The sequence below is a fragment of the Streptomyces sp. NPDC014861 genome, assembly GCF_043081625.1.
GTDB lineage: Bacteria > Actinomycetota > Actinomycetes > Streptomycetales > Streptomycetaceae > Streptomyces.
The window spans coordinates 91,231-116,242 of sequence record NZ_JBIBWV010000018.1 but is presented as its reverse complement, the minus strand read 5'-3'; the positions used below and the strand labels follow the sequence as shown (position 1 = coordinate 116,242).

At 70.6% G+C, this 25,012-nt stretch carries 21 protein-coding genes; 10 read left to right on the top strand and 11 right to left on the bottom strand.

What is annotated here, in order from left to right; all coding sequences use genetic code 11:
* Window positions 1-743: 743 nt before the first annotated feature.
* Window positions 744-2,579, bottom strand: a complete 1,836-nt coding sequence (dnaA, locus tag ACF1BN_RS28185; RefSeq protein WP_392334401.1) for a chromosomal replication initiator protein DnaA — start codon at window positions 2,577-2,579, stop codon at window positions 744-746.
* 364 nt (window positions 2,580-2,943) lie between these two features.
* On the opposite strand from dnaA, the gene rpmH reads away from it, so the two are divergent.
* The 9 genes from rpmH (at window position 2,944) to ACF1BN_RS28140 (ending at window position 9,650) form a co-directional block, all read left to right on the top strand.
* The gene (rpmH, locus tag ACF1BN_RS28180; protein ID WP_015659252.1) at window positions 2,944-3,081 is read left to right on the top strand and encodes a 50S ribosomal protein L34; all 138 of its coding nucleotides are present in this window, start codon (window positions 2,944-2,946) and stop codon (window positions 3,079-3,081) included.
* Between the two features lie 21 nt (window positions 3,082-3,102).
* A complete protein-coding gene (gene rnpA, locus ACF1BN_RS28175; RefSeq protein ID WP_392334400.1) occupies window positions 3,103-3,474 on the top strand; it encodes a ribonuclease P protein component in 372 nt (123 codons plus the stop codon).
* Complete coding sequence (yidD, locus tag ACF1BN_RS28170) at window positions 3,471-3,797, top strand: membrane protein insertion efficiency factor YidD (RefSeq protein ID WP_392334399.1); 327 nt, start codon at window positions 3,471-3,473, stop codon at window positions 3,795-3,797. Before rnpA ends, yidD begins: the two co-directional genes overlap by 4 nt.
* A 3-nt stretch (window positions 3,798-3,800) precedes the next feature.
* Window positions 3,801-5,093, top strand: a complete 1,293-nt coding sequence (yidC, locus tag ACF1BN_RS28165; RefSeq protein WP_392334398.1) for a membrane protein insertase YidC — start codon at window positions 3,801-3,803, stop codon at window positions 5,091-5,093.
* Window positions 5,094-5,124: 31 nt separating this feature from the next.
* A complete protein-coding gene (locus ACF1BN_RS28160) occupies window positions 5,125-5,634 on the top strand; it encodes a protein jag (RefSeq protein WP_392334397.1) in 510 nt (169 codons plus the stop codon).
* 126 nt (window positions 5,635-5,760) lie between these two features.
* Window positions 5,761-6,477 carry a 16S rRNA (guanine(527)-N(7))-methyltransferase RsmG gene (gene rsmG / locus ACF1BN_RS28155; RefSeq protein WP_392334396.1) on the top strand — a complete coding sequence of 239 codons (717 nt, stop codon included), beginning with the start codon at window positions 5,761-5,763 and terminating at the stop codon, window positions 6,475-6,477.
* Window positions 6,478-6,715: 238 nt separating this feature from the next.
* Window positions 6,716-7,795, top strand: a complete 1,080-nt coding sequence (locus ACF1BN_RS28150) for a ParA family protein (protein WP_392334395.1) — start codon at window positions 6,716-6,718, stop codon at window positions 7,793-7,795.
* Window positions 7,792-8,859 carry a ParB/RepB/Spo0J family partition protein gene (locus ACF1BN_RS28145; RefSeq protein ID WP_392334394.1) on the top strand — a complete coding sequence of 356 codons (1,068 nt, stop codon included), beginning with the start codon at window positions 7,792-7,794 and terminating at the stop codon, window positions 8,857-8,859. The genes ACF1BN_RS28150 and ACF1BN_RS28145 overlap by 4 nt, the downstream gene beginning before the upstream one ends.
* A gap of 173 nt (window positions 8,860-9,032) precedes the next feature.
* Window positions 9,033-9,650, top strand: coding sequence for a GNAT family N-acetyltransferase (locus ACF1BN_RS28140; protein ID WP_392334393.1), 618 nt, complete (start codon window positions 9,033-9,035; stop codon window positions 9,648-9,650).
* Between the two features lie 65 nt (window positions 9,651-9,715).
* On the opposite strand, the gene trxA is transcribed toward ACF1BN_RS28140, so the two are convergent.
* The 7 genes from trxA to ACF1BN_RS28105 form a co-directional block, all read right to left on the bottom strand.
* Window positions 9,716-10,051, bottom strand: coding sequence for a thioredoxin (gene trxA / locus ACF1BN_RS28135; protein WP_392334392.1), 336 nt, complete (start codon window positions 10,049-10,051; stop codon window positions 9,716-9,718).
* Window positions 10,052-10,097: 46 nt separating this feature from the next.
* Window positions 10,098-11,063, bottom strand: coding sequence for a thioredoxin-disulfide reductase (trxB, locus tag ACF1BN_RS28130; RefSeq protein ID WP_392334391.1), 966 nt, complete (start codon window positions 11,061-11,063; stop codon window positions 10,098-10,100).
* A gap of 159 nt (window positions 11,064-11,222) precedes the next feature.
* Window positions 11,223-12,191 (bottom strand): hypothetical protein, encoded by a 969-nt coding sequence (locus ACF1BN_RS28125; protein ID WP_392334390.1) that lies wholly within the window; start codon window positions 12,189-12,191, stop codon window positions 11,223-11,225.
* Window positions 12,188-12,889: an RNA polymerase sigma factor SigM gene (gene sigM / locus ACF1BN_RS28120; RefSeq protein WP_392334389.1), complete on the bottom strand. Its 702-nt coding sequence runs from the start codon at window positions 12,887-12,889 to the stop codon at window positions 12,188-12,190. The genes ACF1BN_RS28125 and sigM overlap by 4 nt, the downstream gene beginning before the upstream one ends.
* Window positions 12,890-12,915: 26 nt before the next feature.
* Window positions 12,916-14,610 carry a discoidin domain-containing protein gene (locus ACF1BN_RS28115; RefSeq protein ID WP_392334388.1) on the bottom strand — a complete coding sequence of 565 codons (1,695 nt, stop codon included), beginning with the start codon at window positions 14,608-14,610 and terminating at the stop codon, window positions 12,916-12,918.
* Window positions 14,611-14,727: 117 nt separating this feature from the next.
* A complete protein-coding gene (gene murJ / locus ACF1BN_RS28110; protein WP_392334387.1) occupies window positions 14,728-17,292 on the bottom strand; it encodes a murein biosynthesis integral membrane protein MurJ in 2,565 nt (854 codons plus the stop codon).
* 45 nt (window positions 17,293-17,337) lie between these two features.
* Entirely contained in the window at window positions 17,338-19,854 is a 2,517-nt protein-coding gene (locus tag ACF1BN_RS28105) for a DUF6049 family protein (protein WP_392334386.1), read from the bottom strand.
* Between the two features lie 237 nt (window positions 19,855-20,091).
* On the opposite strand from ACF1BN_RS28105, the gene ACF1BN_RS28100 reads away from it, so the two are divergent.
* Window positions 20,092-21,534: a CCA tRNA nucleotidyltransferase gene (locus ACF1BN_RS28100; protein WP_392334385.1), complete on the top strand. Its 1,443-nt coding sequence runs from the start codon at window positions 20,092-20,094 to the stop codon at window positions 21,532-21,534.
* Window positions 21,535-21,659: 125 nt separating this feature from the next.
* Here ACF1BN_RS28100 and ACF1BN_RS28095 read toward each other — a convergent pair whose 3' ends face one another.
* The 3 genes from ACF1BN_RS28095 to ACF1BN_RS28085 form a co-directional block, all read right to left on the bottom strand.
* Complete coding sequence (locus ACF1BN_RS28095; protein WP_392334384.1) at window positions 21,660-22,919, bottom strand: MFS transporter; 1,260 nt, start codon at window positions 22,917-22,919, stop codon at window positions 21,660-21,662.
* Between the two features lie 84 nt (window positions 22,920-23,003).
* Window positions 23,004-24,086, bottom strand: a complete 1,083-nt coding sequence (locus tag ACF1BN_RS28090; protein ID WP_392334383.1) for an inositol-3-phosphate synthase — start codon at window positions 24,084-24,086, stop codon at window positions 23,004-23,006.
* Window positions 24,087-24,133: 47 nt separating this feature from the next.
* Complete coding sequence (locus ACF1BN_RS28085) at window positions 24,134-24,808, bottom strand: helix-turn-helix transcriptional regulator (RefSeq protein WP_360307846.1); 675 nt, start codon at window positions 24,806-24,808, stop codon at window positions 24,134-24,136.
* Between the last annotated feature and the right edge of the window lie 204 nt (window positions 24,809-25,012).

Below are 25,012 nucleotides of genomic sequence, written 5' to 3'. Positions count from 1 at the left end.
TCCCCAGCTTTCCCCAGGTTCCCCACAGCCCAAACGTCTCCCTTGGTGTGACGCCTTTCACTCCGGCCGGTGATGAGGGGTGTTGTGTTGCCGAACAGTGGACAGCGGTGTGGAGAAGCTGTGGGCAACAGGCCTGCCCCTGTGGGCAGCCAGTGGACAACCCTCAGGGCCTCCTGTGGACGAAAGATTCATCCACAGCCTGTGGAGATCGTTTGCCAACAAATCCACACCCCCCTGAGCTGGGGTGATGAACTGTCACCAGCCCAGCCTGTGGACAGAATCCGGATAACTCGGTAGTCCCCACCCTGTGGACGGGAGATCATCCCCCAATCTGTGGAGAACCCGCCACCGGAACGGAGTAATCGAACACGGCCGTCCGGGTCATGGCGCCCTGACGCCGCCCCGGCGCGGTCCCGACGCGGCCCGGAGGCGGCCCGGAGGTGACTCCGAGACGCTCCGGGGACGGTTCCGAGGACGTTTTGAGGGCGTTCCGAGGGCGCTCCTCGGGCGTCCGGAAGCTTTGCGACAGCGCCCGCACCCGCACAGCCCGTCCGGCGGCCCCGTCCCCGGTCCCTAGTCCCTGGTCCCCGGTCTCTTCCAGCGGACCCGTCGGCCGACGCCGCCGCCGGCCCCTCCGTCCGCGCCACCGCTCGCCCCGGCCGTCTCCAGGAACGCCGAAGGGCGCTTCGGGGAGGTGTCCCGAAGCGCCCTGGAAGACCGTACGGAGGCCGTACGGAGGCGGGTCAGCCGTTCTTGATGCGGTTCGTGAGTTCGGTGACCTGGTTGTAGATGGAGCGCCGCTCCGCCATCAGGGCCCGGATCTTCCGGTCCGCGTGCATCACCGTCGTGTGGTCACGGCCGCCGAACTGCGCGCCGATCTTCGGCAGCGACAGGTCCGTGAGCTCGCGGCACAGGTACATGGCGATCTGGCGGGCCGTCACCAGCACCCGGCTGCGCGAGGAGCCGCAGAGGTCCTCCACCGTCAGCCCGAAGTAGTCGGCCGTGGCCGCCATGATGGCCGGCGCCGTGATCTCCGGGGACGAGTCCTCGCCGCCGGGGATCAGGTCCTTGAGGACGATCTCGGTCAGCCCCAGGTCCACCGGCTGCCGGTTGAGGCTCGCGAAGGCCGTCACCCGGATCAGCGCGCCCTCCAGCTCACGGATGTTCCGCGAGATCCGGGAGGCGATGAACTCCAGCACCTCCGGCGGGGCGTTCAGCTGCTCCTGCACCGCCTTCTTGCGGAGGATCGCGATGCGCGTCTCCAGCTCCGGCGGCTGCACGTCGGTGGTGAGGCCCCACTCGAAGCGGTTCCGCAGCCGGTCCTCCAGGGTCACCAGCTGCTTGGGCGGCCGGTCCGAGGAGAGCACGATCTGCTTGTTGGCGTTGTGGAGCGTGTTGAAGGTGTGGAAGAACTCCTCCTGCGTCGACTCCTTGCTCGCGAGGAACTGGATGTCGTCGACGAGCAGGATGTCCACGTCGCGGTAGCGCTTGCGGAAGGTGTCGCCCTTGCCGTCGCGGATCGAGTTGATGAACTCGTTGGTGAACTCCTCAGAGCTCACGTACCGCACGCGCGTGCCGGGGTAGAGGCTCCGCGCGTAGTGCCCGATCGCGTGCAGCAGGTGCGTCTTGCCGAGCCCGGACTCGCCGTAGATGAAGAGCGGGTTGTACGCCTTCGCCGGCGCCTCGGCCACCGCGACCGCCGCCGCGTGGGCGAACCGGTTCGAGGAACCGATGACGAAGGTGTCGAAGAGGTACTTCGGGTTCAGGCGCGCGTGCGGCTCGCCGGGCCCGCCGGCGCCGGAGCCCGTACCGGAGCCGCCGAGGGGGCCCCGGCCGATGCCGGGCCCCACGCCCTGGCCGCCCATGCCCTGCCCGCCGTGGACCGGACCCCCGTGGACCGGACCGTGTCCGTGCCCGGGACCGGGCCGCGGACCGGCCCCCGGGGACTCGGGCAGTTCGGCGCGTTCGGGCCGCTGCGGCTGCTCGTAGCCGCGCGAGGGCTCGTCGTAGCGCGGGCGCCCGGACTGGTCCGGGGCGGCCGGGCCGGTGTACGGGGCGCGCTCGGGGAAACCGCCGAGGCGCGGCTGCTGCCAGGAGAGGTCCTCCTGGGACCGCGGCCAGGCGCCCGGCTCGGGACGCGGCGGCTGCTGGTAGTCCGGGTAGGCCGGGCGCGCGGTGGGCAGCCCGTCGTCGGGCAGCGCGTGGTGCCCGTACCCCTCGTACTTCTCGTACTGCTCCGGCTGCGGGCGCTCGTCGTAGCGGGACTGCGGAGGCCGGCCGGGGGAGGGCACGGGGGGCTGCTCGCCGACGGAGTCGTCGACGGTGATCGCGATCCGGATCGGGCGGCCGCACTCGCGGCTCAGGGTCTCGCTGATCAGCGGGGCCAGCCGGCCCTCCAGGACCCGCTTGCCCCATTCGTTGGGTACGGCGAGCAGCGCCGTGTCCGCGACGAGGGCGAGCGGCTGGCACCGCTCGATCCATTGCTTGTCCTTGGGCTCGATGCCCTGCTGTCCTTCTCCGAGCAGCTGGTCGAGCACGCGCGGCCACACTGCGGCAAGATCAGCAGGTACGTCAGCCACAGGGCACGCTTTCTCGCAGGTCCCACCAATGTGTGGTTCTCGGGACGACAAGGACAGTAAGAACAGAACGGAAGAGATAGTCGAGTCCAGCCACGGTAGTCGCGGCGGCTGACGTGGTTCAAGTTGTTGTCCACAGCCTGTGCACAGCGGGGCCCGTCGACGGGTCGGTTTGACCGGATGGCGTAACCGCGCGTACCGTAACGAGGTCGAGTTGTCGATGGCTGCTGCCGCCTGCCTCCGATGGGCAAAGGTCACTTTCGTGATCGCGTAGCGGTGCACTCGAGCGTATGCGAGCTACTCGTGGGCGCACGGTGACAGCCAGGCGATGTCCCGCCACCACCCGAATCATTTCTGGAGCCCCCGAGTGAGCAAGCGCACCTTCCAGCCGAACAACCGTCGTCGCGCGAAGACCCACGGCTTCCGCCTGCGCATGCGTACCCGTGCCGGCCGCGCCATCCTGGCGAACCGCCGTGCCAAGGGTCGCGCGAGCCTGTCCGCCTGATCCACTTAAACAGGTCATGACGTGCTGCCTACCGAGAATCGGCTGAGGCGGCGCGAGGACTTCGCAACCGCGGTACGTCGAGGACGCCGGGCCGGTCGCCCACTCCTCGTCGTCCACCTACGTAGCGGTGCAACGGACCCGCACGCGCCTGGGGAGAGCGCTCCCCCGACGCGTGCGGGTTTCGTCGTGAGCAAGGCCGTGGGCGGTGCGGTCGTCCGCAACCAGGTGAAGCGTCGTCTGCGCCACCTCGTCCGCGACCGGCTGTCCACGCTGCCCCCCGGTAGCCTGGTGGTCGTACGGGCGTTGCCCGGAGCCGGTGACGCCGACCACGCCCAACTGGCCCGAGACCTGGACGCCGCGCTGGAGCGGCTGCTGGGAGGGGGCAAGCGATGAAGTACCCGCTCCTCGCCCTCATCAAGCTGTACCAGTGGACGATCAGCCCGCTTCTGGGCGACGTCTGCCGGTACTACCCGTCGTGTTCCCACTACGGATTCACGGCCATAGACCGGCATGGCGCGATCAAGGGCACTGCCCTGACCGCCTGGCGCATCCTGCGGTGCAATCCGTGGTCGCCCGGCGGAGTGGACCATGTCCCCCCGCGGAAGCGTCCGCGCTGGCACGAGATGCTCAGGCACGCGCTGCGCGGCGACAAGGGCGGGATCTCCGCCGATACGAGCCCGGCCGCAGAGACCTCGCCCAATGCTCAAGGAGCCTGATTAGTGGACACGATTGCCAGTCTGTTCGCCTTCATCACCACACCCGTCTCATGGATCATCGTCCAGTTCCACAAGGTCTTCGGGGCGGTCTTCGGCCCTGACACGGGCTGGGCCTGGGGTCTGTCGATCGTGTCCCTGGTGGTGCTGATCCGCATCTGCCTGATCCCGCTCTTCGTGAAGCAGATCAAGGCCACGCGGAACATGCAGGCGCTCCAGCCGAAGATGAAGGCCATCCAGGAGCGCTACAAGAGCGACAAGCAGCGTCAGTCCGAAGAGATGATGAAGCTGTACAAGGAGACGGGCACCAACCCGCTCTCCTCGTGTCTTCCCATCCTCGCGCAGTCGCCGTTCTTCTTCGCCCTCTACCACGTGCTGTCCAACATCGCGTCGGGCAAGCCGATCGGCGCGATGAACCAGACGCTGGTCGACAGCGCCCGGGAAGCGAAGATCTTCGGCGCGCCGATCGCCGCGAAGTTCATGGACAGCCCGGAGAAGGTCGAGGCCCTCGGCGCCACGCTGCTCGACGTCCGCGTCGTCACCGCGGTGATGATCGTCCTGATGTCGGCCTCGCAGTTCTTCACCCAGCGCCAGCTGATGATGAAGAACGTCGACCTCTCGGTGAAGACCCCGTACATGCAGCAGCAGAAGATGCTCATGTACATCTTCCCGGTGATCTTCGCCGTCATGGGCATCAACTTCCCCGTCGGTGTCCTCGTCTACTGGCTGACCACCAACGTGTGGACCATGGGCCAGCAGATGTACGTGATCAACCAGAACCCGACCCCGGGCAGCAAGGCGCAGGATTCCTACCTCCAGCGTCTGCTGAAGAGCGCCACGGCCCACGGTGAGGTCCGCAGCCGCCGCCACAAGGCCGTCGTCAAGGCGATCGTCGCCAAGGGCTCCGACCGCAACGAGAACGAGCGCCGCTTCATCGGTGCCCTCGCCAAGGCCGGCCTCGCCGCCCAGGCCGACGGCACCGTGGTGAAGAGCGACGCCGCCATCGCAGAGGCCGAGGGCATCGCCGCCCCCAAGCGGCAGCAGCCCAAGCGCCAGAGCAAGGCCCAGCGCCAGGCCGGCGCCCAGCAGGCCAAGGGCGACGAGACCGTCGAGGAGACGGCGGAGGAGTCCGCGGGCGAGGACGCCCAGGACACCAAGCCGAAGACCTCGCTGGAGAAGAAGCCCGAGACGCCCGCCAAGGGCGGCGCGCAGGGTGGCGGCCGCAGCCGCGCCAGCTCCGGCGGCTCCCGCCAGCGCAAGGGCCAGCAGCGGCCCAAGCACCCGTCGTCCAAGAAGTAGAAGCGTCCACGTAGCTAGAAGGAGTCCATCCGTGACGGAAGGCACCACCTCCGCCGCCGAGGGTGGCGACACCCTGACCCGCCTGGAGCAGGAGGGCGAGATCGCGGCCGACTACCTCGAGGGCCTGCTCGACATCGCCGACCTCGACGGCGACATCGACATGGACGTCGAGGCGGACCGGGCCGCGGTCTCGATCATCAGCGACTCCAGCGGCCGCGACCTGCAGAAGCTGGTGGGCCGCGACGGCGAGGTGCTGGAGGCGCTCCAGGAGCTGACCCGCCTCGCGGTGCACCGGGAGACCGGTGACCGCAGTCGGCTGATGCTCGACATCGCCGGGTTCCGCGCGCAGAAGCGCACGGAGCTGGCCCAGCTCGGCGCCAAGGCCGCGGACGAGGTCAAGGCCACCGGCCAGCCGGTCAAGCTGGACCCGATGACCCCGTTCGAGCGCAAGGTCGTGCACGACGCGGTCGCCGCCGCCGGTCTGCGCAGCGAGTCCGAGGGCGAGGAGCCGCAGCGCTTCGTCGTCGTCCTCCCTGCCTGACCCCTCTCATCGCGTCGGCCCCGTCTGTTCGCAGGCGGGGCCGATCTTTGTCAGCCTGATAGTTCAGCCACTCAGCCACCACAGCGCGCTCGCACGGTACGCGTGCGGTACGGAAGGACGGTCCCCGTGACGGAGGCAGCGGAGCTCCCCGAGGCGCCCGAGCAGGCACGGAAGGTCTTCGGCGAGTACTTCCCCGAGGCCGTGCGGTACGCCGAGCTGCTCGCGGACGCCGGCGTGAAGCGTGGGCTCATCGGCCCCCGCGAGGTCCCGCGACTGTGGGAGCGCCACCTGCTGAACTGCGCCGTGCTCTCCGAGGTCGTCCCCGAGGGCGTGACGGTCTGCGACGTCGGCTCCGGCGCCGGTCTGCCCGGCATCCCGCTGGCCCTGGTGCGGCCCGACCTCAAGATCACGCTCCTGGAACCGCTGCTGCGACGGATCAACTTCCTCCAGGAGGTCGTGGAGCTGCTCGGCCTCGACCACGTGACCGTCGTCCGAGGTCGCGCCGAGGAGATGCTCGGCAAGGTTCCGCCGGTCCACGTCGTGACGGCGCGTGCGGTGGCACCCCTCGACCGGCTGGCCGGCTGGGGTGTGCCCCTGCTCCGTCCCTACGGCGAGATGCTGCTGCTGAAGGGCGACACCGCGCAGGAGGAGCTCGACGGGGCACGCGCCGCGCTCTCCAAGCTGGGCGTCGTGGAGACCTCGGTGCACCACGTCGGCGACGGGATCGTCGATCCGATGTCCACGGTGGTGCGGGTCGAGGTCGGCGAGAGCCCCGGTGGCGTGCGCTTCGCGGCCAAGCGGGCCAAGGCCGCTCGGACGAGCAAGACCCGTCGGCGCCGCTGAGCGCCGCATTCGTCCGCATTTACGGAGTGTCGGACGGTCCCGGCAAGACCGCAGGGGCATCGTGTTTCACGTGAAACGTCGCTCACTGCTCCAGGGGATCATCAGCCGCGGGCGCGCGACTGCCGCCCCCCGGGACCGCAGACCCCGTGTGAAGCCACCCGCGAGGGTTACGGAGTTTTCCACAGAGGTGGATTCACCCACAGAACCACCGACCTCGCTGGTTCAGGACCCCGCGGGCATGGCAGGCTCTTCCCATCGCGAGCTCGATGCCGAGGAGAGTGAATCCTTGCGGTCCGACGCCAACATCGCGGGACCGATGACCGATCCGGTCCCCGGTCCCCGAACCGAATCGGCGGGGGAGGATGTTTCACGTGAAACACTGCCCCCGATGGACGACACCCCCATTGGCCGTGCCGCCCAGCTGGCCGTAGAGGCCCTGGGCCGTGCCGGGGAGGGCCTGCCCCGTCCCGAGCAGACCCGCATCATGGTGGTGGCCAACCAGAAGGGCGGCGTGGGCAAGACGACCTCGACCGTCAACCTGGCCGCCTCCCTGGCGCTGCACGGCGCCCGTGTCCTCGTCGTCGACCTGGATCCGCAGGGCAACGCCTCCACGGCGCTGGGCATCGACCACCACGCCGACGTCCCCTCGATCTACGACGTCCTCGTCGACAGCCGGCCCCTCTCCGAGGTGGTCCAGCCGGTCCTGGACGTCGAGGGTCTCTTCTGCGCCCCGGCCACGATCGATCTCGCCGGCGCGGAGATCGAGCTGGTGTCGATGGTGGCGCGGGAGAGCCGGCTCCAGCGGGCGATCCAGGCCTACGAGCAGCCCCTGGACTACGTCCTGATCGACTGCCCGCCGTCCCTGGGCCTCCTCTCGGTGAACGCCCTGGTGGCAGGCGCCGAGGTGCTCATCCCGATCCAGTGCGAGTACTACGCGCTGGAGGGCCTGGGCCAGCTCCTGAAGAACGTCGACCTGGTCCGTGGACACCTCAACCCGACGCTGCACGTCTCGACCATCCTGCTGACCATGTACGACGGCCGGACCCGGCTCGCCTCGCAGGTCGCCGAGGAGGTCCGCACCCACTTCGGCAAGGAGGTGCTCCGGACCAGCATCCCGAGGTCCGTCCGCATCTCCGAGGCGCCCAGCTACGGCCAGACCGTGATCACCTACGACCCCGGCTCCAGCGGAGCCCTGTCGTACATCGAGGCGGCGCGCGAGATCGCCTTCCGGGGCGCGGCCGTCCACTACGAGCCCCACCAGCACGGCCGCGTGGGGCACCAGAACAACCAGCACAGCATGGCGGAGGAACTTCAGTGAGCGACCGACGTAGGGGACTGGGGCCGCGGGGGCTCGGCGCGCTGTTCGCCGGTGCCCCCCAGGACCAGCAGGCGCCGGAGACCGGCGCCGTCTCCACGCTCCCCGGGAGCGGCGCGGCACGCCTGTTCCCCCAGGGAGCCCCGCAGTCCGAGCCCGCGACCGCTCCGGCGGCCGCGCCGGCGGAGCCCGAGCCGACCCTGGTCGCCGGGGCGTACTTCACCGAGATCCCGATCGGTGACATCACGCCCAACCAGCAGCAGCCGCGGAAGGTCTTCGACGAGGACGCCCTCGCCGAACTGGTCACCTCGATCCAGGAGGTCGGTCTCCTCCAGCCCGTGGTCGTCCGCGAGACCGCCGACGGGCGCTACGAGCTCATCATGGGCGAGCGGCGCTGGCGGGCTTCCGACGAAGCCGGTCTGCAGACCATCCCCGCGATCGTCCGGGCTACCGACGACGAGAAGATGCTCCTGGACGCGCTCCTGGAGAACCTCCACCGGGCCCAGCTCAATCCGCTGGAGGAGGCCGCGGCCTACGAGCAGCTGCTCTCCGACTTCAGCTGCACCCACGACCAGCTCGCGGACCGGATCGGGCGCTCCCGCTCGCAGGTCTCCAACACCCTCCGGCTCCTGCGGCTCTCCCCCGCGGTCCAGCGCCGGGTCGCCGCCGGAGTGCTCTCCGCCGGCCACGCCCGCGCCCTGCTCGGCGTGGAGGACCCGGAGGCCCAGGACCAGCTGGCGCAGCGGATCGTCTCCGAGGGCCTCTCGGTCCGTACGGTCGAGGAGATCGTGCGTCTCATGGGCTTCGACGAGCCCGCCGCCGTCAAGGCGAAGAAGCCGCGGGCCGGAGGCCGGGTCTCCCCGGTCTTCTCCGACCTCGCCACCCGTCTCTCGGACCGCTTCGAGACCCGGGTGAAGGTCGACCTGGGACAGCAGAAGGGCAAGATCGTCGTCGAGTTCGCCTCGGTGGAGGACCTCGACCGGATCCTCACGACGCTCGCGCCCGGCGAGGACAAGGTCCAGCAGATGCTGAAGGCGGAGAAGGAGTGGGAGGAAGACGGGGAGTAGTCCCCCGCCCACACTCGCAGAAGACCCAGGGCGGGGAGCGTTCCGGACATCACCGGGCCGCTCCCCGCCCTTCGTCTGTGCGCGGTGTCGCCCCCACAGCCCGATGGATACGATTCCGAGAGGCGTATCCGTGCTCGGTGGCCGTTCGAGGGCCAGGGAAGCGAGGGGCAGCCGTGGGGCGTCGGCTCGTACCGCTCACGCTGGACAATCTTCCGCACCTCCCCAAGCGCTGTCGCTCCTGTGTCTTCTGGGAGCTCGACCCGGTGAGTGGGGAAGCGGCCGTGAAGGCGGGTCGCGCGGAGGCGGAGAAGGAGGCGTGGATCTCCGCCGTCCTGCTGGAGTGGGGATCCTGCGGCCGGGTCGTGTACGTGGACGAGGTGCCGGTCGGTTACGTGCTCTACGCTCCCGCGGCCTACGTGCCGCGGTCGACGGCTTTCCCCACCAGCCCCGTGGCGGCCGACGCCGTGCAGTTGATGACGGCGTGGATCATGCCGGAGTACCAGGGGCAGGGGCTCGGCCGCGTGATGGTGCAGACGGTGGCCAAGGACGTGCTGCGGCGGGGCTTCAAGGCGATCGAGGCCTTCGGCGACGCGCGCTGGAAGGAACCGGCCTGCGTGCTGCCGGCCGATCACCTGCTCGCGGTCGGCTTCAAGACAGTGCGGCCCCACCACGCCTTCCCCCGGCTCCGCCTGGAGCTGCGGACGACGCTCTCCTGGAAGGAGGACGTCGAGATGGCCCTGGACCGGCTGCTCGGTGCGGTGCAGAAGGAACCGGCTCTGCGCCCCTTGTGACTCCGACGGAAACGGCCCGTCCCCGCAGCGCGGGGACGGGCCGTTTCACGTGAAACAACGAGGGGTCACTTCTCCCCGAGGAAGGGCTCCAGGTCGCGCACGATGGCGGCCTTCGGCTTGGCGCCGACGATGGTCTTCACGACCTCGCCACCCTGGTACACGTTGAGCGTCGGGATCGACATGACGCCGTACTTGGCGGCCGTGCCCGGGTTCTCGTCGATGTTGAGCTTCACGACCTCGATCTGCTCGCCGTGCTCGTTGGCGATGGCCTCCAGCGAGGGGGCGATCTGACGGCACGGGCCGCACCAGGCAGCCCAGAAGTCCACCAGGACGGGCTTGTCGCTCTTGAGGACGTCCTCTTCGAAGGAAGCGTCGGTCACGTTCTTCAGGGCGCCGGCCACGGCGGCCTCCTTAACTTCGCGGGGTGTGGGGTGGAGTGAGTTCGGGTCAGACCGCGGGGGTCTCGGCCAGCTTCTCGCTGTCGGCGAGGGCGGCCAGGAAGCGCTCGGCGTCGAGCGCGGCGGAGCAGCCGGTGCCGGCGGCCGTGATGGCCTGGCGGTACGTGTGGTCGACGACGTCACCGGCGCCGAAGACACCGGTGAGGTTGGTGCGCGTCGACGGGGCGGCGACCTTGAGGTAGCCCTCCTCGTCGAGCTCCAGCTGGCCCTTGAAGAGCTCGGTCCGCGGGTCGTGGCCCACGGCGATGAAGAGACCCGTCACCGGCAGCGCGCTGGTCTCGCCCGTCTTGGTGTTGCGCAGGGTCAGACCGGAGAGCTTCTGCTCGCCGTGGATCTCGGTCACCTCGTTGTCCCAGGCGAACTTGATCTTCGGGTCGGCGAAGGCGCGCTCCTGCATGGCCTTGGAGGCACGCAGGGTGTCACGGCGGTGGACGATCGTCACCGACTTGGCGAAGCGCGAGAGGAAGGTCGCCTCCTCGATCGCGGTGTCGCCGCCGCCGACGACGGCGATGTCCTGGTCCTTGAAGAAGAAGCCGTCGCAGGTGGCGCACCAGGAGACACCGCGGCCGGAGAGAGTGTCCTCGTTCGGCAGACCCAGCTTGCGGTGCTGCGAGCCCGTGGTGACGATGACGGCCTTCGCGCGGTGCACGGTGCCGGCGGTGTCGGTCACGGTCTTGATCTCACCGGTGAGGTCCACGGCGACGACGTCGTCCGGCACGAGCTCGGCACCGAAGCGCTCGGCCTGCGCCCGCATGTTGTCCATCAGGTCCGGGCCCATGATGCCGTCACGGAAACCGGGGAAGTTCTCGACCTCGGTGGTGTTCATCAGGGCGCCACCAGCGGTCACCGCACCCTCGAAGACCAGCGGGTTCAGCGACGCTCGGGCCGTGTAGAGCGCAGCGGTGTAACCCGCGGGCCCGGAGCCGATGATGATCACGTTACGGACGTCGCTCACGGGTTTCTTCCTCGTCTCTGCAGACTGCCTACTGCCTACGGGGCGGTGTCTCGGTCACTCTCACCCCACCCAACGGATCCTAAGGGGCGAGCATTCCCGAGAGCGCCGCTCGGCGCGTACGTGAGACGGGCGGTGGGACGACCGGGGGTGGCGGAGCGCTCAGGGCTTCGGGTAGGAGGCGGTCTGAAGCAGCTGCGCCGGGGTGGAGCCGGTGCAGGCGGAGGAGACGACGTACGCCTGGACGCGGCCGGTGTCGGCCTGGTCGGGGAGGACGAGGAGATACGCGGGGACGCCCTCGTACTCGCCGCGCTCGGAGGCGAGGACGGTGTCCTGACGGCCGGTGCCCGCGACGACGCAGTCGGGGAGGGCGGCGTCGCTGTTCCGCTGGGCCGTGCCGAGACTCCCTGTCTCCGTCTCCTCGGCCGAGAGGGACTCGGGCTGCTCACTCTTGGGGGTCCGGGCGGTGTCGCCCGCGAGCAGACTCTGGATCCGCTCCTCCACCGGTTCTCCGGAGAAGGCGCTCAGCGGCGCGCTCGCGGCGACGTCGGCCTTGGCCGCGTGCGGCTCGGGCGAGCCGTTCTGCGTGAGCGCGTAGAGGCTGTAGGCGCAGAACGCGGCGACGAGGGTGCCGGCGAGCCCGGCGAGGGCGGCGATGCGCCCGCGGTGGCGGGTGCGGCCCCGCCCGGGCCCGGTGGTCGCGCGGGGGTGCCCCTGGGGGCGATCGGGGGCGGCCGCGCGGTCGCCGACGGGCCGGGTGGCGGAGACCGGGGGCGATGTTTCACGTGAAACATCGCTCTTCGATGAGGCACCGCTCTCCGGGACCGCCGTGGTTTCACGTGAAACAGGCCGAGCCGTGTCCGGGGCCGTGGCGTCGAGCAGTGCCTCGGCCGCGAGGGCGGCGTCGATCCGTCCGGCGATCTCGGCCGGCATGCGCGGCGGACCGGGGAGCGTCCCCAGGAGTCCGCGGATCTCCTCCAGGGAGCTCCGGACGTCGGCACAGAGGACGCAGCCGTCGAGGTGCTTGCGGATCGTCGCGGAGCGGCCCGGGGGGAGCAGCCCCTCCGTGAGGTCGGAGATCTCCGAGACGTCCGGGTGCTGTGCTGTGTCGGCCTTGTCGGTCGTGGTCACGCGCGCCCACCTCCGCCCTTCACAGCAGCTGGATCAGTCGGTCCGGTTTCCCTCGGCTCCGACACCGGTGGGACGGATGCCCCCGGCGTCCGGTTCCTTCCCCCTTCGGGAGCCTCGTTACCCACGGTGTCGACGCGCAGATGAGTGAGCATCGGCAGCAGCCGGGCCCGTCCGCGCGCACAGCGGCTCTTCACGGTGCCGGTGGGCACGCCGAGGATGCCGGCCGCCTCGGCGACCGGGTATCCCTGCATGTCGACGAGGACGAGAGCGGCCCGCTGGTCGGGGGCGAGGGTGGCGAGCGCGGCGAGCAGCTGCCGGTGGAGGTCCTCGCGCTCCGCGGGTGCCTCCGCGGACTCGTGCGGTTCGAGGAGCTGCTCGAACCGCTCGGTGTCGTCCACGGGGGAGGTCCTGCGGCTGGCGCTCTTGCGGACGCGGTCCAGGCAGGCGTTCACGGTGATGCGGTGGAGCCAGGTCGTGACGGCCGACTGGCCCCGGAAGGTGTGAGCGGCCCGGAAGGCCGAGAGGAGAGCGTCCTGGACGGCGTCCGCGGCCTCCTCGCGGTCCCCCAGGGTGCGGAGCGCCACCGCCCACAGTCGGTCGCGGTGGCGCCGTACGAGCTCACCGAAGGCGTCCGGGTCCCCGGCGACATGACGGGCCAGGAGTTCCCGGTCGTCTGCGGCGTCTATCGGACGGTCCAACGGTGGTAGCCCCTCCCCTGTCGTCGTCAGCCCATGACCTTGACTTCGCTCAGCTGGCCCCGGTACTTGCCCTCGGTGAGGGGGAGCTCCGTCAGCCAGACCAGAACGTAGCGGGTCGTGACCGGTTTGGGCAGCTCCACCTTCACGTCGGTGCCGGACTCGGACGCCTGGGTGGTGAAGCCCTCGGCCGTGGACGGCGCGGTGGAGGCGCCGGTGGGCGCCGTGCGGATCTCCACCGAGGTGTGCCCCACGAAGGAGAGGTCGACCGAGCTGACCTTCTGCTCCGACCCCAGGTCCAGGACGATCCCGACGCCGGACTTCAGATTGGCGAAGCCCGCCCCGTAGTAGTTCTTGGTGTGCCAGAACGTGCTCGGGTCGCCGTCGTAGGCGTTTTTGACGGCCTCGGGATACTCCTCGCCGTTGCCTCCGGGGGGCGGGTCGAAGTCGTCCGCCGAGGCGATGGTGAGCGGCTTCGGCGGCTCGGGCTTCTTCTCGGCCTGCGGGGCCGGGGCCGGGTTGTTGGTGCTCGGGTTGTCGCGCGGCAGGAGCCGGTCGGCGATCTGCCAGCTGCCGAGGCCCAGGGCGGCGATCAGCAGGGCTCCCACGGCCCACTTCAGCGCCTTGCCCGTGCGGCTCTCCAGCGGCGCCGGCGGGACCGGGAGCGGCTGGGTGGCCATGGGGCGAGGCTGGGGGCGCCCGTACGTCCCCTGCTGGTACGTGGTGCGCTGGTACTCGGCGGGGGCCTGGAACTCCGGCTCCGGCGGCTTGACGCGCGGCATCGCCGCGACGGCCTTGGCGAGTTCGTCCGGCGTGGTGCACGGCGGCTCCTGCCGGGAGGCGGTGGCCCCGTCGTTGGCGAGGGCGCGCATGGCGATCTCGGAGAGGCCCCGGTGGACGCCGGCGCGCACCTGGTCCGGCGGGATCAGGCCGACGCCCTTGGGCAGCCCGGAGAGGCCGTACGCGTCGCTCTCGTACGGCCAGCGCTGGGTGAGCGCCGCGTACAGGAGGGCGCCGACCGCCTCGGTGTCGGCGCGCTGCGGGCGCTCGGCGGTGATGCCGCGCAGGGCGGCGTTCACGGCGAGGCCGCGGATGCGGTACTGGCCCGTGGAGCTGCGCAGGACGGCGCTCGGGGTGAGCCGCAGGTGCGCCAGCCCCTCGCGGTGCGCGGCGGCCATGGCCTGGGAGACCTGGCTGACGAGCTGGTAGGCGTCGTGGGCCTGGAGCGGGCCGTCCGCCAGGAGCGCGGTCAGCTCCGTGGTGTCCGGGAGCCACTCGTGGACGACGTACACCAGGTCGTTCTCCTCGACGGCGTCGAGGACCTGGACGAACCGGGGGTCGCCGAGGAGGGCCGCCGAACGCGCGGCGGCCAGGACCGAGCGGGCGCGTGGATGCTCTGCCGGCAGCAGGTGCACGCCGACGGCACGCCGCAGCTTCTCGTCGACGGCACGCCAGCTGCTGAAGCCGTCCAGACGGGTGACGCACTCCTCCAGCCGGTAGCGCCGGGCCAGTTTGTGGCCGCTGTGCAACTCGGGCGCTGTGATGGAGGGCTGTTCGCCGTTCTTCCGTTCGTCCGCCTTCTGCTCGGGGGCCCCGCCGGGCTCCTCCGCCGTCTTGCGCTCTTCCGCCACCCCGTCGGTCGCGGCCGTGTCCGCCTGCGCGGTCAGCGGGTCGTCACCGCTGTTGTCGGCCACGTCGACGGCAGCCGTGCTACGTTCCGCCACCGTCGTTCCTGCCTCCCCATCCGTTGCGCCACATCCAACAGCCAAGCCAATTGTGCCCACAGTCGGACGCCATGCACGACACACGGTGCCCCCCGATGGTTGTCCTGGAGGACGGAATCAGCGTCCGAGACGGCCCCGCACCATACCGACGAGGGTGTTCAGCTCGGTGATCCGCATGCGGCGCGCGGCGACGAAGAAGACTCCGAGGAGCACCGCACCGCCGACGACGAGCGCCACCAGCGAACCGAGGGCGCCCTCGCCGAGCAGCTTCAGCAGGCCGAAGCCGACGGCGCCGGCCACCACCGCGGCGGGCAGCGAGGCCATGCAGAGCCGGGCGTAGGTGCGCAGGACGTGGGAGCCGTCCAGGTCGCCGCCGAGGCGCTTGCTGAGCCGGCGCCAGGCGATGCCGACGCCGACCGCGTACGCGAGGCCGTAGGAGGCGGCCATGCCGACCACGGCCCACTGGGCGGGCAGGACGACGTAGCAGAGCGCGGAGGCGGCCGCGTTGACGGCGGCGACGATGACCGTGTTGTAGAAGGGCGTCCGGGTGTCCTCGTAGGCGTAGAAGCCGCGGAGGACGACGTACTGCACGGAGTACGGGATCAGGCCGAGGCCGAACGCCATCAGGATGAAGCCCATGCCCTGGGCCGCCTCGACGCCGCTGGAGGCGTACAGCAGGGTGCACATGGGCACGCCGAGGGCCAGGAAGGCGAAGGCGACCGGGACGATGGCGACGGCGGAGTTCCGCAGGCCCTGGGAGATGTCGTCGCGGACGGCGCCCGGGTCGTCGTCGCTCGCGGCGCGGGAGATCCGGGGCAGCAGGGCGGCCATGACGGAGACCGTGATGATGGCCTGCGGCATGCCCCAGATCAGCTGCGCGTTCGAGTACGCGAGGAAGCCGGCGCCGTTCCTGCCCGACTCCTCGCCGGCCGCGGTGGCGAGCTGGGTGACGACCAGCACGCCCGCCTGGTTGGCGAGGACGAAGAGGACTGTCCACTTCGCGAGCTTGACGGTCTTGCCGAGGCCGTGGCCCTTCCAGTCGAAGCGGGGCCGGAAGCGGAAGCCCGCCTCGCGCAGGTACGGGATCATCGCGAGCGCCTGGACGACGAGGCCGAGCAGGGTGCCGATGCCGAGGAGGCGGATGCCGTCGTCGGGGATGGTCTGCACACCCATGTGGGACTCGGCGGAGGTGCCGTAGACCCAGATGAACAGTCCGAAGGTGATGATCATGACGATGTTGTTGAGGACCGGGGTCCACATCATCGCGCCGAACTTGCCGCGGGCGTTGAGGATCTGGCCCATCACCACGTGCACGCCCATGAAGAAGATCGTGGGCAGGCAGTAGCGGGCGAAGGTCACCGCGACGCTGTTCGCGGCGGCGTCGTCGGCGATGGTGTTCGACATCAGCCGGATCAGCACCGGCGCCGCGAAGACGGCGGCGACGACGATCAGGCCGAGCGCCACCATGACGAGCGTGAGCAGGCGGTTGGCGTACGCCTCGCCGCCGTCCTCGTCGTCCTTCATCGAGCGGACGAGCTGCGGCACGAAGACCGAGTTGAGGCCGCCGCCGACCGTCAGGATGTAGATCATCGTCGGCAGGGTGTACGCGACGGTGAAGGTGTCGCCGAGCAGCGCGGCGCCGAGCGCGCCGGTGATGACCAGGGAGCGTACGAAGCCGGTGAGGCGCGAGACCAGCGTGCCGGCGGCCATCACGGCGCTCGACTTCAGCAGCCCGGAGGCGCGGCCGGTCTTCTTCGGCGCGGGGGCGGGCAGCGGGTCGGGCTCCGCGGCCGGGGCGGGCACCTGGCCCTGACCCTGCTGGTCCCGGTAGAGGTGGGCGAAGGCGTCCTGCTCGGGCCGCTCCTCCTCGCTCGCCCGGGTCACCAGGTCGTCGACGCCGGTGAACTGGACCGTGCGGGCGTCGTCGCCGTACGGGAGATGGCGGGACGGACCGTCGGGCTCGGGCGCCGGGGTGTGGGCCCAGACCCGGGGGTCGGGGGCGTGGTGGGGCGCGGCCGGCTGCTGGTAGAGCGGCTGCGGCTCCTGGTACGTGCCCGGCGGGGGCGGCGGGTGGGCGGCCCGGTCGTAGAGCGCCTCGGTCACCGGGTCCTGCGCGGACAGGTCCTGCGCCCGGTAGGGGTCGTGGGCGTAGGCGTCCTGGACGTAGGGGTCCTGGGCATACGGGCTCTCGGAGTGGGCGGCGTCCGGGGCCTGCGGCGAGGTGGGGTACGGGCTCTGCCCGCGGGGGGGCTGTGCGTAGGGAGGCTGTCCCTGAGGGGGCTGTCCGTAGGGGGTCTGTCCTTGAGGGTGCTGCTCGTAGGGGGCCTGTCCCTGAGCGGGCTGTCCGTAGGGAGGCTGTCCCTGAGAGGGCTGCCCGTAGGGAGTCTGCTCCTGAGGGGTCTGCCCGTAAGGAGACTGACCGTAGGGGGCCTGCGCCTGGGGCACCTGCGCGTGAGGCGGCTGCCCCTGGGGGGTCTGTCCCTGAGCGGGGTGTCCCTGAAGGGGCTGGGGAGTCTGCCCGTACGGGTCCTGCTGCGGGTACCCGGGGTGCTGCTCCTGTCCGTGCGGCGGGGGCGGCGGTACGGGCTGCCCGTCGCGCGCGGGGGGTGCGGGGGGCGTACCGCCGGACGGCGCGGCGCCGCCCGCACCCTGGCCGCGGTCAGCGTCGTACGGCGCGTTCATGGATACCCCACCTCATCGTCCCCGGCCGACCGGCCACGACATCGCTCAACGGTCCACTTTCTCACTCGGGCCCGACGGGTCGCCGCTTTCGGGGCCGGTGTCCGTGTCCGGGTCACTCGGGTGCTCGGTTCCGCCCGCCGTGTCGGCGCCGGACCTGCCGTTCGCGGGACCGGGCGCGGCGAGCGCCTCCCCGGCCGCGGATTCCTGCCGCGCGTCCGCCTCGGACGCCGGCACCGTGACCTTGACCGGCTCCGTTCCGCCCCCGGCTTCGGGGTCGGGCTCGGGGTCGGCCTTCGGGCCGGCTCCGGGGTCGGTCTCCGCCTCGGCCTCCGCCTCGGCCTCCGCCTCGGCCTCCGCCTCGGCCTCCGCCTCGGCCTCCGCGGCGCGGGCGGCCAGGCGCTTGCGCTGGCTGTACATGCGGACGCCTGCCAGGACGAGAAGCAGCACACCGCCGGCGATGACCAGCATCACCGTCGGGGTCATCTCGGAGACCTTCACGGAGAAGGTCATCGGCGAGCCGTAGGGGGTGCCGTCCACGGTGTAGAGCTGCGCGGTCATCGAGACCTGGCCGTTGGCGTTGGCCGAGGCCGGGAACTTCACCGACTGGCTGTGCCCGGCGCGGACCGTGATGGGCAGCTCGGCCGACGTCTCGCCGTCGACCTTCAGACGGGTGCCGTTGCTGGACGTCAGGCGCAGGACCAGCCCCTCCACGTCCTGGAGCAGCTTGTTCTGCACCGTGACGGGGATGGTGGCGCTGCGCCCGGAGAGGGTGAGGTCGGACTTGTCGACGAGCAGGACACCCTTGGTGAGCCGCTGGAGGACGTCCTCGACCTCGACCCGGTAGATCGCCGCCTCACGCGCGCGTCCGCGCCAGGAGGCGGACATCTCGCGGTTGATGGCGTTGCCGACCGGCGGGACGACACGGGTCGCGTCGGTGAGGATGACCTTGAAGTCGTCCAGCTCGTCGCGGGTGGTCTTCATGTCCCGGAACGCCTGCACCGGCAGCTCGCTGTCACGGAGCTTCTTCGGGTACTGCGAGGCGCGCGGCACCGTCGTGGAGGCGTCCGGGTCGGGCTTGGCGGCCGCCGCGGCGACCAGGTCGAGCGGCTGGGTCCAGCGCTTGGCGCCGAGACCGCGTACGGCGGAGGCCATCGCCTGGGCCTGTGCCACGCTCGGCCGGCGCTGCGGGGCGACCACGACGCTGCGCTGGTCCTGCGGCTGCTCCAGGGTGATGGCGAGGGTCTGGGCCAGGAACTCCTGGACGGCGAGGGTCGAGGTCTCGGCCCGGACCATGTCGCCCTGGAAGGCCGTCGACAGCTCCGCGTCGCTCACGACCGCCGTGGTCCCGCCACCGAGGGGCCGGGCCGCGGTCGGCGTGTACGAGAGGTCGTCGTCCCGGATGCTGTCGCTGCGGGCGATCACCTTGCGGGCGCCGGCCGAGGTCGCGACCGCCATGATCGACGGGTCGACGGCGCCCTCGACGGGCCAGGCGAAGTCGGTGGCGGGCTGGACGTGGAGGATCGTCTCCACGGTCGGTCCGGCGAGCTGGGTCGCCGACTGGAGGTGCTGCAGCGAGCCGGGGACGGCCTTGCCGCGGTGAGCGAGCGAGGCGAGGTCGGGGTCGGCGAACGGCAGCGCGACGACCTTGCGGCCCTGCACCGCCTTCTCCAGCATGCCGAGCCAGCGCTCCGCCAGCTTCCTGTTCGCCTCCGTGCCGGCGGTGTGCCCGGTGCCGTCCTTGACGCGGTAGCCGTTGGCCATCGCGTCGACGGAGGCCAGCAGGTCCGGATCGATCACCCAGGTGACCGGGAGGCCCTGGCCCAGCGTGACCAGCTCGTCGAGCCGGCCGCCGGGGCGGAGCTCCTCGGCCAGGTCGTCGTCCTGGAAGACGGGGGTCTGCTGGTCGTCCGAGGCGGTGTCGGCCGAGATGTGGGCCGAGGACATCAGCGGCCAGAGGTACGTGAGCTGGGTGCGCTTGTCGGTCGGCTCGGGCTGGTACGGCAGGAAGGTCCGCTCGATGCCGAGGACGCGGTCGTACTGCTGGTCCGAGGTCTGCCCGGTGAGGGAGACGCCCAGCTGGTAGACGCCGCCCTCGTCGTCGAGGTCCAGCTTGTTCACCGGCACGGAGATCTTGAAGTCGCGGCTGACACCGGCGTCCAGCCGGGGGATGTCGATCTCGGGGACGGCGTCCAGCGGCCGCGGGTCGCTGTCGGACCGGAAGCCCTTGCGGCGGGCGACCTGGTCGATCTCGCTGCGGCTCTCCATCCGCGGGCCGACGCGCAGGTTGACCGTGGCGTCGGTGATGGCCCGCTTGCCCCGGTTGGTCAGCGTTCCCGTGACGGTGACGGTGTCCCCCTCGACCGGGGCGCTCGGGGAGAGCGTGTCGATCGACACATCGACGGTGCGGGAGACGGGGGCCTCCTCGGCCGCCTGGGCCGATGCCGAGGGGTTCTGGAGGAGGCCGGCGAGAAGCGGCGCTCCGACGGCGATGGTGAGGGTGCGCCGCAGCCATCGGCGGGCAGGTGAGGGACCGGTCCCCTGGAAAGCTGCCGCCTCAGCCACGCGTTCGCCCGTCCTCGTCGTTGTCGGTGGTGCCGGTGATGCCAGTGGTGCCCGGTTGCTGTGTCCAGGCATGGTAACGAGGCACGGCGGGACCGAGTGCCGGGGACTCCTCCAGCCGATCACCCCGGAGAGGGCGGTTTTCACAGGAACCCCACAGGCGCCCCGGGCCCGGACCGGAGGGGCCGCCGGGAAAAACGGGGGCGTCGGGGCGGAGCGGTGCACGTACCCTTTTCAGTTGTGCCGAACGCCAACGAAGACACCTCGACCGAACTGAGCCAGGTGCAGCGCCGCGCCGTCAGCGAACTGCTGCGCGTGTCCCCTGTAGCCGACGACCTCGCCCGCCGTTTCCAGGAGGCCGGATTCCGCCTCGCCCTGGTCGGCGGCTCGGTACGGGACGCCCTCCTCGGCCGGCTCGGCAACGATCTGGACTTCACCACGGACGCCCGCCCCGAGGACGTCCTGAAGATCGTCCGGTCCTGGGCCGACGCCGTCTGGGAGGTCGGGATCGCCTTCGGGACGGTCGGCTCGCAGAAGGACGGCTACCAGATCGAGGTCACGACGTACCGCTCCGAGGCGTACGACCGCACCTCCCGCAAGCCCGAGGTCTCCTACGGCGACTCGATCGACCAGGACCTCGTCCGGCGTGACTTCACCGTCAACGCGATGGCCGTGGCGCTCCCCGAGAAGGAGTTCATCGACCCGTACGGCGGTCTGGAGGACCTCGCGGCCCGTGTGCTGCGGACCCCGGGCACGCCGGAGGAGTCCTTCTCGGACGACCCCCTGCGCATGATGCGGGCGGCCCGCTTCGCCGCCCAGCTCGACTTCGAGGTCGCTCCCGAGGTCGTCACGGCGATGACGGAGATGGCGGACCGGATCGAGATCGTCTCCGCCGAGCGCGTCCGGGACGAGCTGAACAAGCTGCTGCTCGCCGCCCACCCGCGCAAGGGCCTCGGCCTGCTCGTCGACACCGGCCTCGCCGCGCACGTCCTCCCCGAGCTGCCCGCGCTGCGGCTGGAGAGCGACGAGCACCACCGGCACAAGGACGTGTACGAGCACTCCCTGACCGTCCTCGACCAGGCGATCGACCTGGAGGAGGACGGCCCGGACCTGGTGCTGCGCCTCGCCGCCCTCCTCCACGACATCGGCAAGCCGCGTACCCGTCGCTTCGAGAAGGACGGCCGGGTCTCCTTCCACCACCACGAGGTGGTGGGCGCCAAGATGACCAAGAAGCGCATGATCGCGCTGAAGTACTCCAACGAGCTGGTCAAGGACGTCTCGCGGCTCGTGGAGCTGCACCTGCGCTTCCACGGGTACGGGACGGGCGAGTGGACCGACTCGGCCGTACGCCGCTACGTCCGCGACGGCGGGCCGCTCCTCTCCCGCCTGCACAAGCTCACCCGCTCGGACTGCACCACGCGCAACAAGCGCAAGGCGGCCGCGCTCTCCCGCGCCTACGACGGCCTGGAGGACCGCATCGCCCAGCTCCAGGAGCAGGAGGAGCTGGACTCGATCCGTCCCGACCTCGACGGCAACCAGATCCAGCAGATCCTGGAGATCAAGCCGGGTCCCGCCGTCGGACAGGCGTACAAGTTCCTGCTGGAGCTGCGGCTGGAGAACGGGCCGATGGAGTACGAGCAGGCCGTGGCCGCGCTCAAGGAGTGGTGGGCCGCGCGCGACTGACGCGCCATGTTTCACGTGAAACACCGGGCGGGAGCGCCGGCACGGCCCGCCGGTGCTTCACAGTCGGTGCTTCACAGTCGGCGCTTCACAGTCGGCGCTTCACAGCCGGTGTTTCACGTGAAACATCACCCCCGGGCGCGTCCCCCGCGCACCAGCAGCGCGATGGCCGCGTACCCGGCCGCGACCAGCGCGATCAGCAGCGGAGAGCGGCCGTCAGGGGGCAGCATCAGGGCGGCGACCCCGGCCGCCGCCACGAAGGCGACGTTGAAGAGCACGTCGTACAAGGAGAAGACCCGCCCCCGGAAGGCGTCGTCCACGCTCGTCTGCACCACGGTGTCGGTCGCGATCTTCGCCCCCTGGGTGATGAGTCCCAGGACGAAGGCGGCGACGAGGAACGGCGTGGGCGCGAAGCCCAGCGCCAGCGCCGGCACGAGGACGGCGGCCGCACCCGCGCACACGGTCATCCAGCCGAAGGGCCCGAACCGTCCCACCGCCCACGGCGAGAGCACGGCGGCGGCGAAGAAGCCCGCGCCGGAGGCGGCGACGGCGATGCCCAGCAGCCCCAGCCCCTCGGACTCGGTGGTGCTCCAGGCGTACCGGCAGAGCATGAGCACGGTCACCAGCAGGGCGCCGTAGCAGAAGCGCATCAGCCCGACGGCGGTGAGCGCCCGGGCGGCCGGGCGCCGTTCGGCGAGATGGCGCAGCCCTGCGGCGAGGCCCCGGGCGGTGGTGACGACGGCCGTGGAGAGCCGGGGTGGCACCTGGTCCGGGTCGGGTCCGAGCAGCGCCCGCGGGATCCGCAGTGAGGCGAGCGCGGCACAGAGGTAGAGCACGGCCCCGAAGGCGACCACGACCGCGTCGGAGTCGTCCGCGAGCAGCCGGACACCGAAGGCGAGTCCGCCGCCGACGGTGGCGGCGAGGGTGCCGGCGGTGGGCGAGAGCGAGTTGGCCACGACCAGCCGCTCCTCGTCGACGACCCGGGGCAGCGCGGCGGAGAGCCCCGCGAGGACGAAGCGGTTGACGGCGGTGACGGAGAGCGCGGAGGCGTAGAAGAGCCAGTCCGGGACGGAGGCGAGGACCAGCACGGCGGTTCCGCCGGCGAGCAGGGCGCGGAGGAGGTTCCCGTACAGGAAGACCTGGCGGCGCGGCCAGCGGTCGAGGAGGACCCCCGCGAAGGGGCCGACGAGGGAGTACGGGAGCAGGAGCACGGCCATGGCGGAGGCGATGGCGGTGGCGGACGCCTGTTTCTCGGGGGAGAAGACGACGTACGTGGCCAGGGCCACCTGGTAGACGCCGTCGGCGCACTGGGAGAGCAGCCGGACGGAGAGCAGGCGGCGGAAGTCGCGCAGGCGCAGCAGTACGCGCAGATCACGTACGACGGACATGGCAGCAAGACTCACATACGGCGAGGGTCCCCGGGCAGTGCCGCGGGGACCCTCGTCAGGTGAAACGCATCGGACCCGGGAAGGTCAGCGCTCGACCTCGCCCTTGATGAACTTCTCGACGTTGGCCAAGGCCTCGTCGTCGAAGTACTGCACCGGCGGGGACTTCATGAAGTACGAGGACGCGGAGAGGATCGGGCCGCCGATGCCGCGGTCCTTGGCGATCTTCGCGGCGCGCAGGGCGTCGATGATGACGCCGGCCGAGTTCGGGGAGTCCCAGACCTCGAGCTTGTACTCCAGGTTCAGCGGGACGTCGCCGAAGGCGCGGCCCTCGAGGCGCACGTACGCCCACTTGCGGTCGTCCAGCCAGGCCACGTAGTCCGACGGGCCGATGTGGACGTTCTTCTCGCCCAGCTCGCGGTCCGGGATCTGCGAGGTGACGGCCTGCGTCTTGGAGATCTTCTTCGACTCCAGGCGGTCGCGCTCCAGCATGTTCTTGAAGTCCATGTTGCCGCCGACGTTGAGCTGCATCGTGCGCTCAAGGCGGACACCGCGGTCCTCGAACAGCTTGGCCATCACGCGGTGCGTGATGGTCGCGCCGACCTGCGACTTGATGTCGTCGCCGACGATCGGGACACCGGCCTCGGTGAACTTGTCCGCCCACTCCTTGGTGCCGGCGATGAAGACCGGGAGGGCGTTGACGAAGGCGACCTTGGCGTCGATGGCGCACTGGGCGTAGAACTTCGCCGCGTCCTCGGAACCGACGGGCAGGTAGCAGACGAGGACGTCGACCTGGCGGTCCTTGAGGATCTGGACGACGTCGACCGGCTCCTCGGCGGACTCCTCGATGGTCTGGCGGTAGTACTTGCCGAGACCGTCGAAGGTGTGGCCGCGCTGGACCGTGACGCCCTTGCTCGGGACGTCGCAGATCTTGATGGTGTTGTTCTCGCTGGCGCCGATGGCGTCGGAGAGGTCGAGGCCGACCTTCTTCGCGTCGACGTCGAAGGCGGCGACGAAGTCGACGTCACCGACGTGGTACTCGCCGAACTGGACGTGCATCAGGCCGGGCACCTTGGCCGCCGGGTCGGCGTCCTTGTAGTACTCGACGCCCTGCACCAGCGACGCGGCGCAGTTGCCCACGCCGACGATGGCTACGCGAACCGAACCCATTCCGGTTGCTCCCTGTGTGATCGTGGAAGCCCTGCTGGCGCAGGGTTTCACTTGGTGGTGTCATCGGACGGATCCGGCCGGGTACTGCCCCCGTGCCGGGGCAGGCCGCCCGTCTCTCCAGAATCGTTGTCGTGCGGAGCGTCGGGGCCGGGGCGCTGGTCGCGCCCCGCCCGTTCGCTCTCGATGAGCTCGTTCAGCCAGCGCACTTCGCGCTCCACGGACTCCATTCCGTGGCGCTGGAGCTCAAGCGTGTAGTCGTCGAGGCGCTCGCGCGTCCGGGCCAGCGAGGCGCGCATCTTCTCCAGGCGCTCCTCCAGCCGGCTGCGGCGGCCTTCGAGGACCCGCATCCGCACCTCGCGCTCGGTCTGGCCGAAGAACGCGAAGCGGGCGGCGAAGTGCTCGTCCTCCCAGGCGTCGGGCCCGGTGTGGGAGAGGAGCTCCTCGAAGTGCTCCTTACCTTCCGGCGTCAACCGGTAGACGATCTTGGCGCGGCGTCCTGCGAGTGACGAGGCGAGGGCCTCCTCGGGGGCGCTGCCCGGTTCCTCGATCAACCAGCCGTTGGCGACCAGCGTCTTGAGGCAGGGGTAGAGCGTCCCGTAGCTGAACGCCCGGAAGATGCCGAGCGAGGTGTTGAGGCGCTTGCGCAGCTCGTAGCCGTGCATGGGGGCCTCGCGCAGCAGGCCGAGAACGGCGAACTCGAGGATGCCGGAGCGTCTGCTCATTCGTCGCCTCCTCCCTCTTGCGGTCCGCCCTCGGAAATCTTTATGCCGTGCTGATGTATCGACTCGATACATCAGCACGATAGAACGAGCCGAGAGGTCCGACAAGTAGAGGTGCCGTGACCGGCGTCACATCGTCAATTCAAGGCGTGCGACTTGCCTGATTTGGGGTGAACTCCGGCGCAAGAGGGGTTTTGGCCGTGCGTA

Bases quoted from the DNA above. Each gene is read 5' to 3' on its own strand.
- yidD (WP_392334399.1), top strand. From the start codon at position 3,471: ATGAAGTACCCGCTCCTCGCCCTCATCAAGCTGTACCAGTGGACGATC.
- ACF1BN_RS28150 (WP_392334395.1), top strand. From the start codon at position 6,716: ATGGCAGGCTCTTCCCATCGCGAGCTCGATGCCGAGGAGAGTGAATCC.
- murJ (WP_392334387.1), bottom strand. From the start codon at position 17,292: ATGAACGCGCCGTACGACGCTGACCGCGGCCAGGGTGCGGGCGGCGCC.
- ACF1BN_RS28095 (WP_392334384.1), bottom strand. From the start codon at position 22,919: ATGTCCGTCGTACGTGATCTGCGCGTACTGCTGCGCCTGCGCGACTTC.
- ACF1BN_RS28090 (WP_392334383.1), bottom strand. From the start codon at position 24,086: ATGGGTTCGGTTCGCGTAGCCATCGTCGGCGTGGGCAACTGCGCCGCG.
- ACF1BN_RS28085 (WP_360307846.1), bottom strand. From the start codon at position 24,808: ATGAGCAGACGCTCCGGCATCCTCGAGTTCGCCGTTCTCGGCCTGCTG.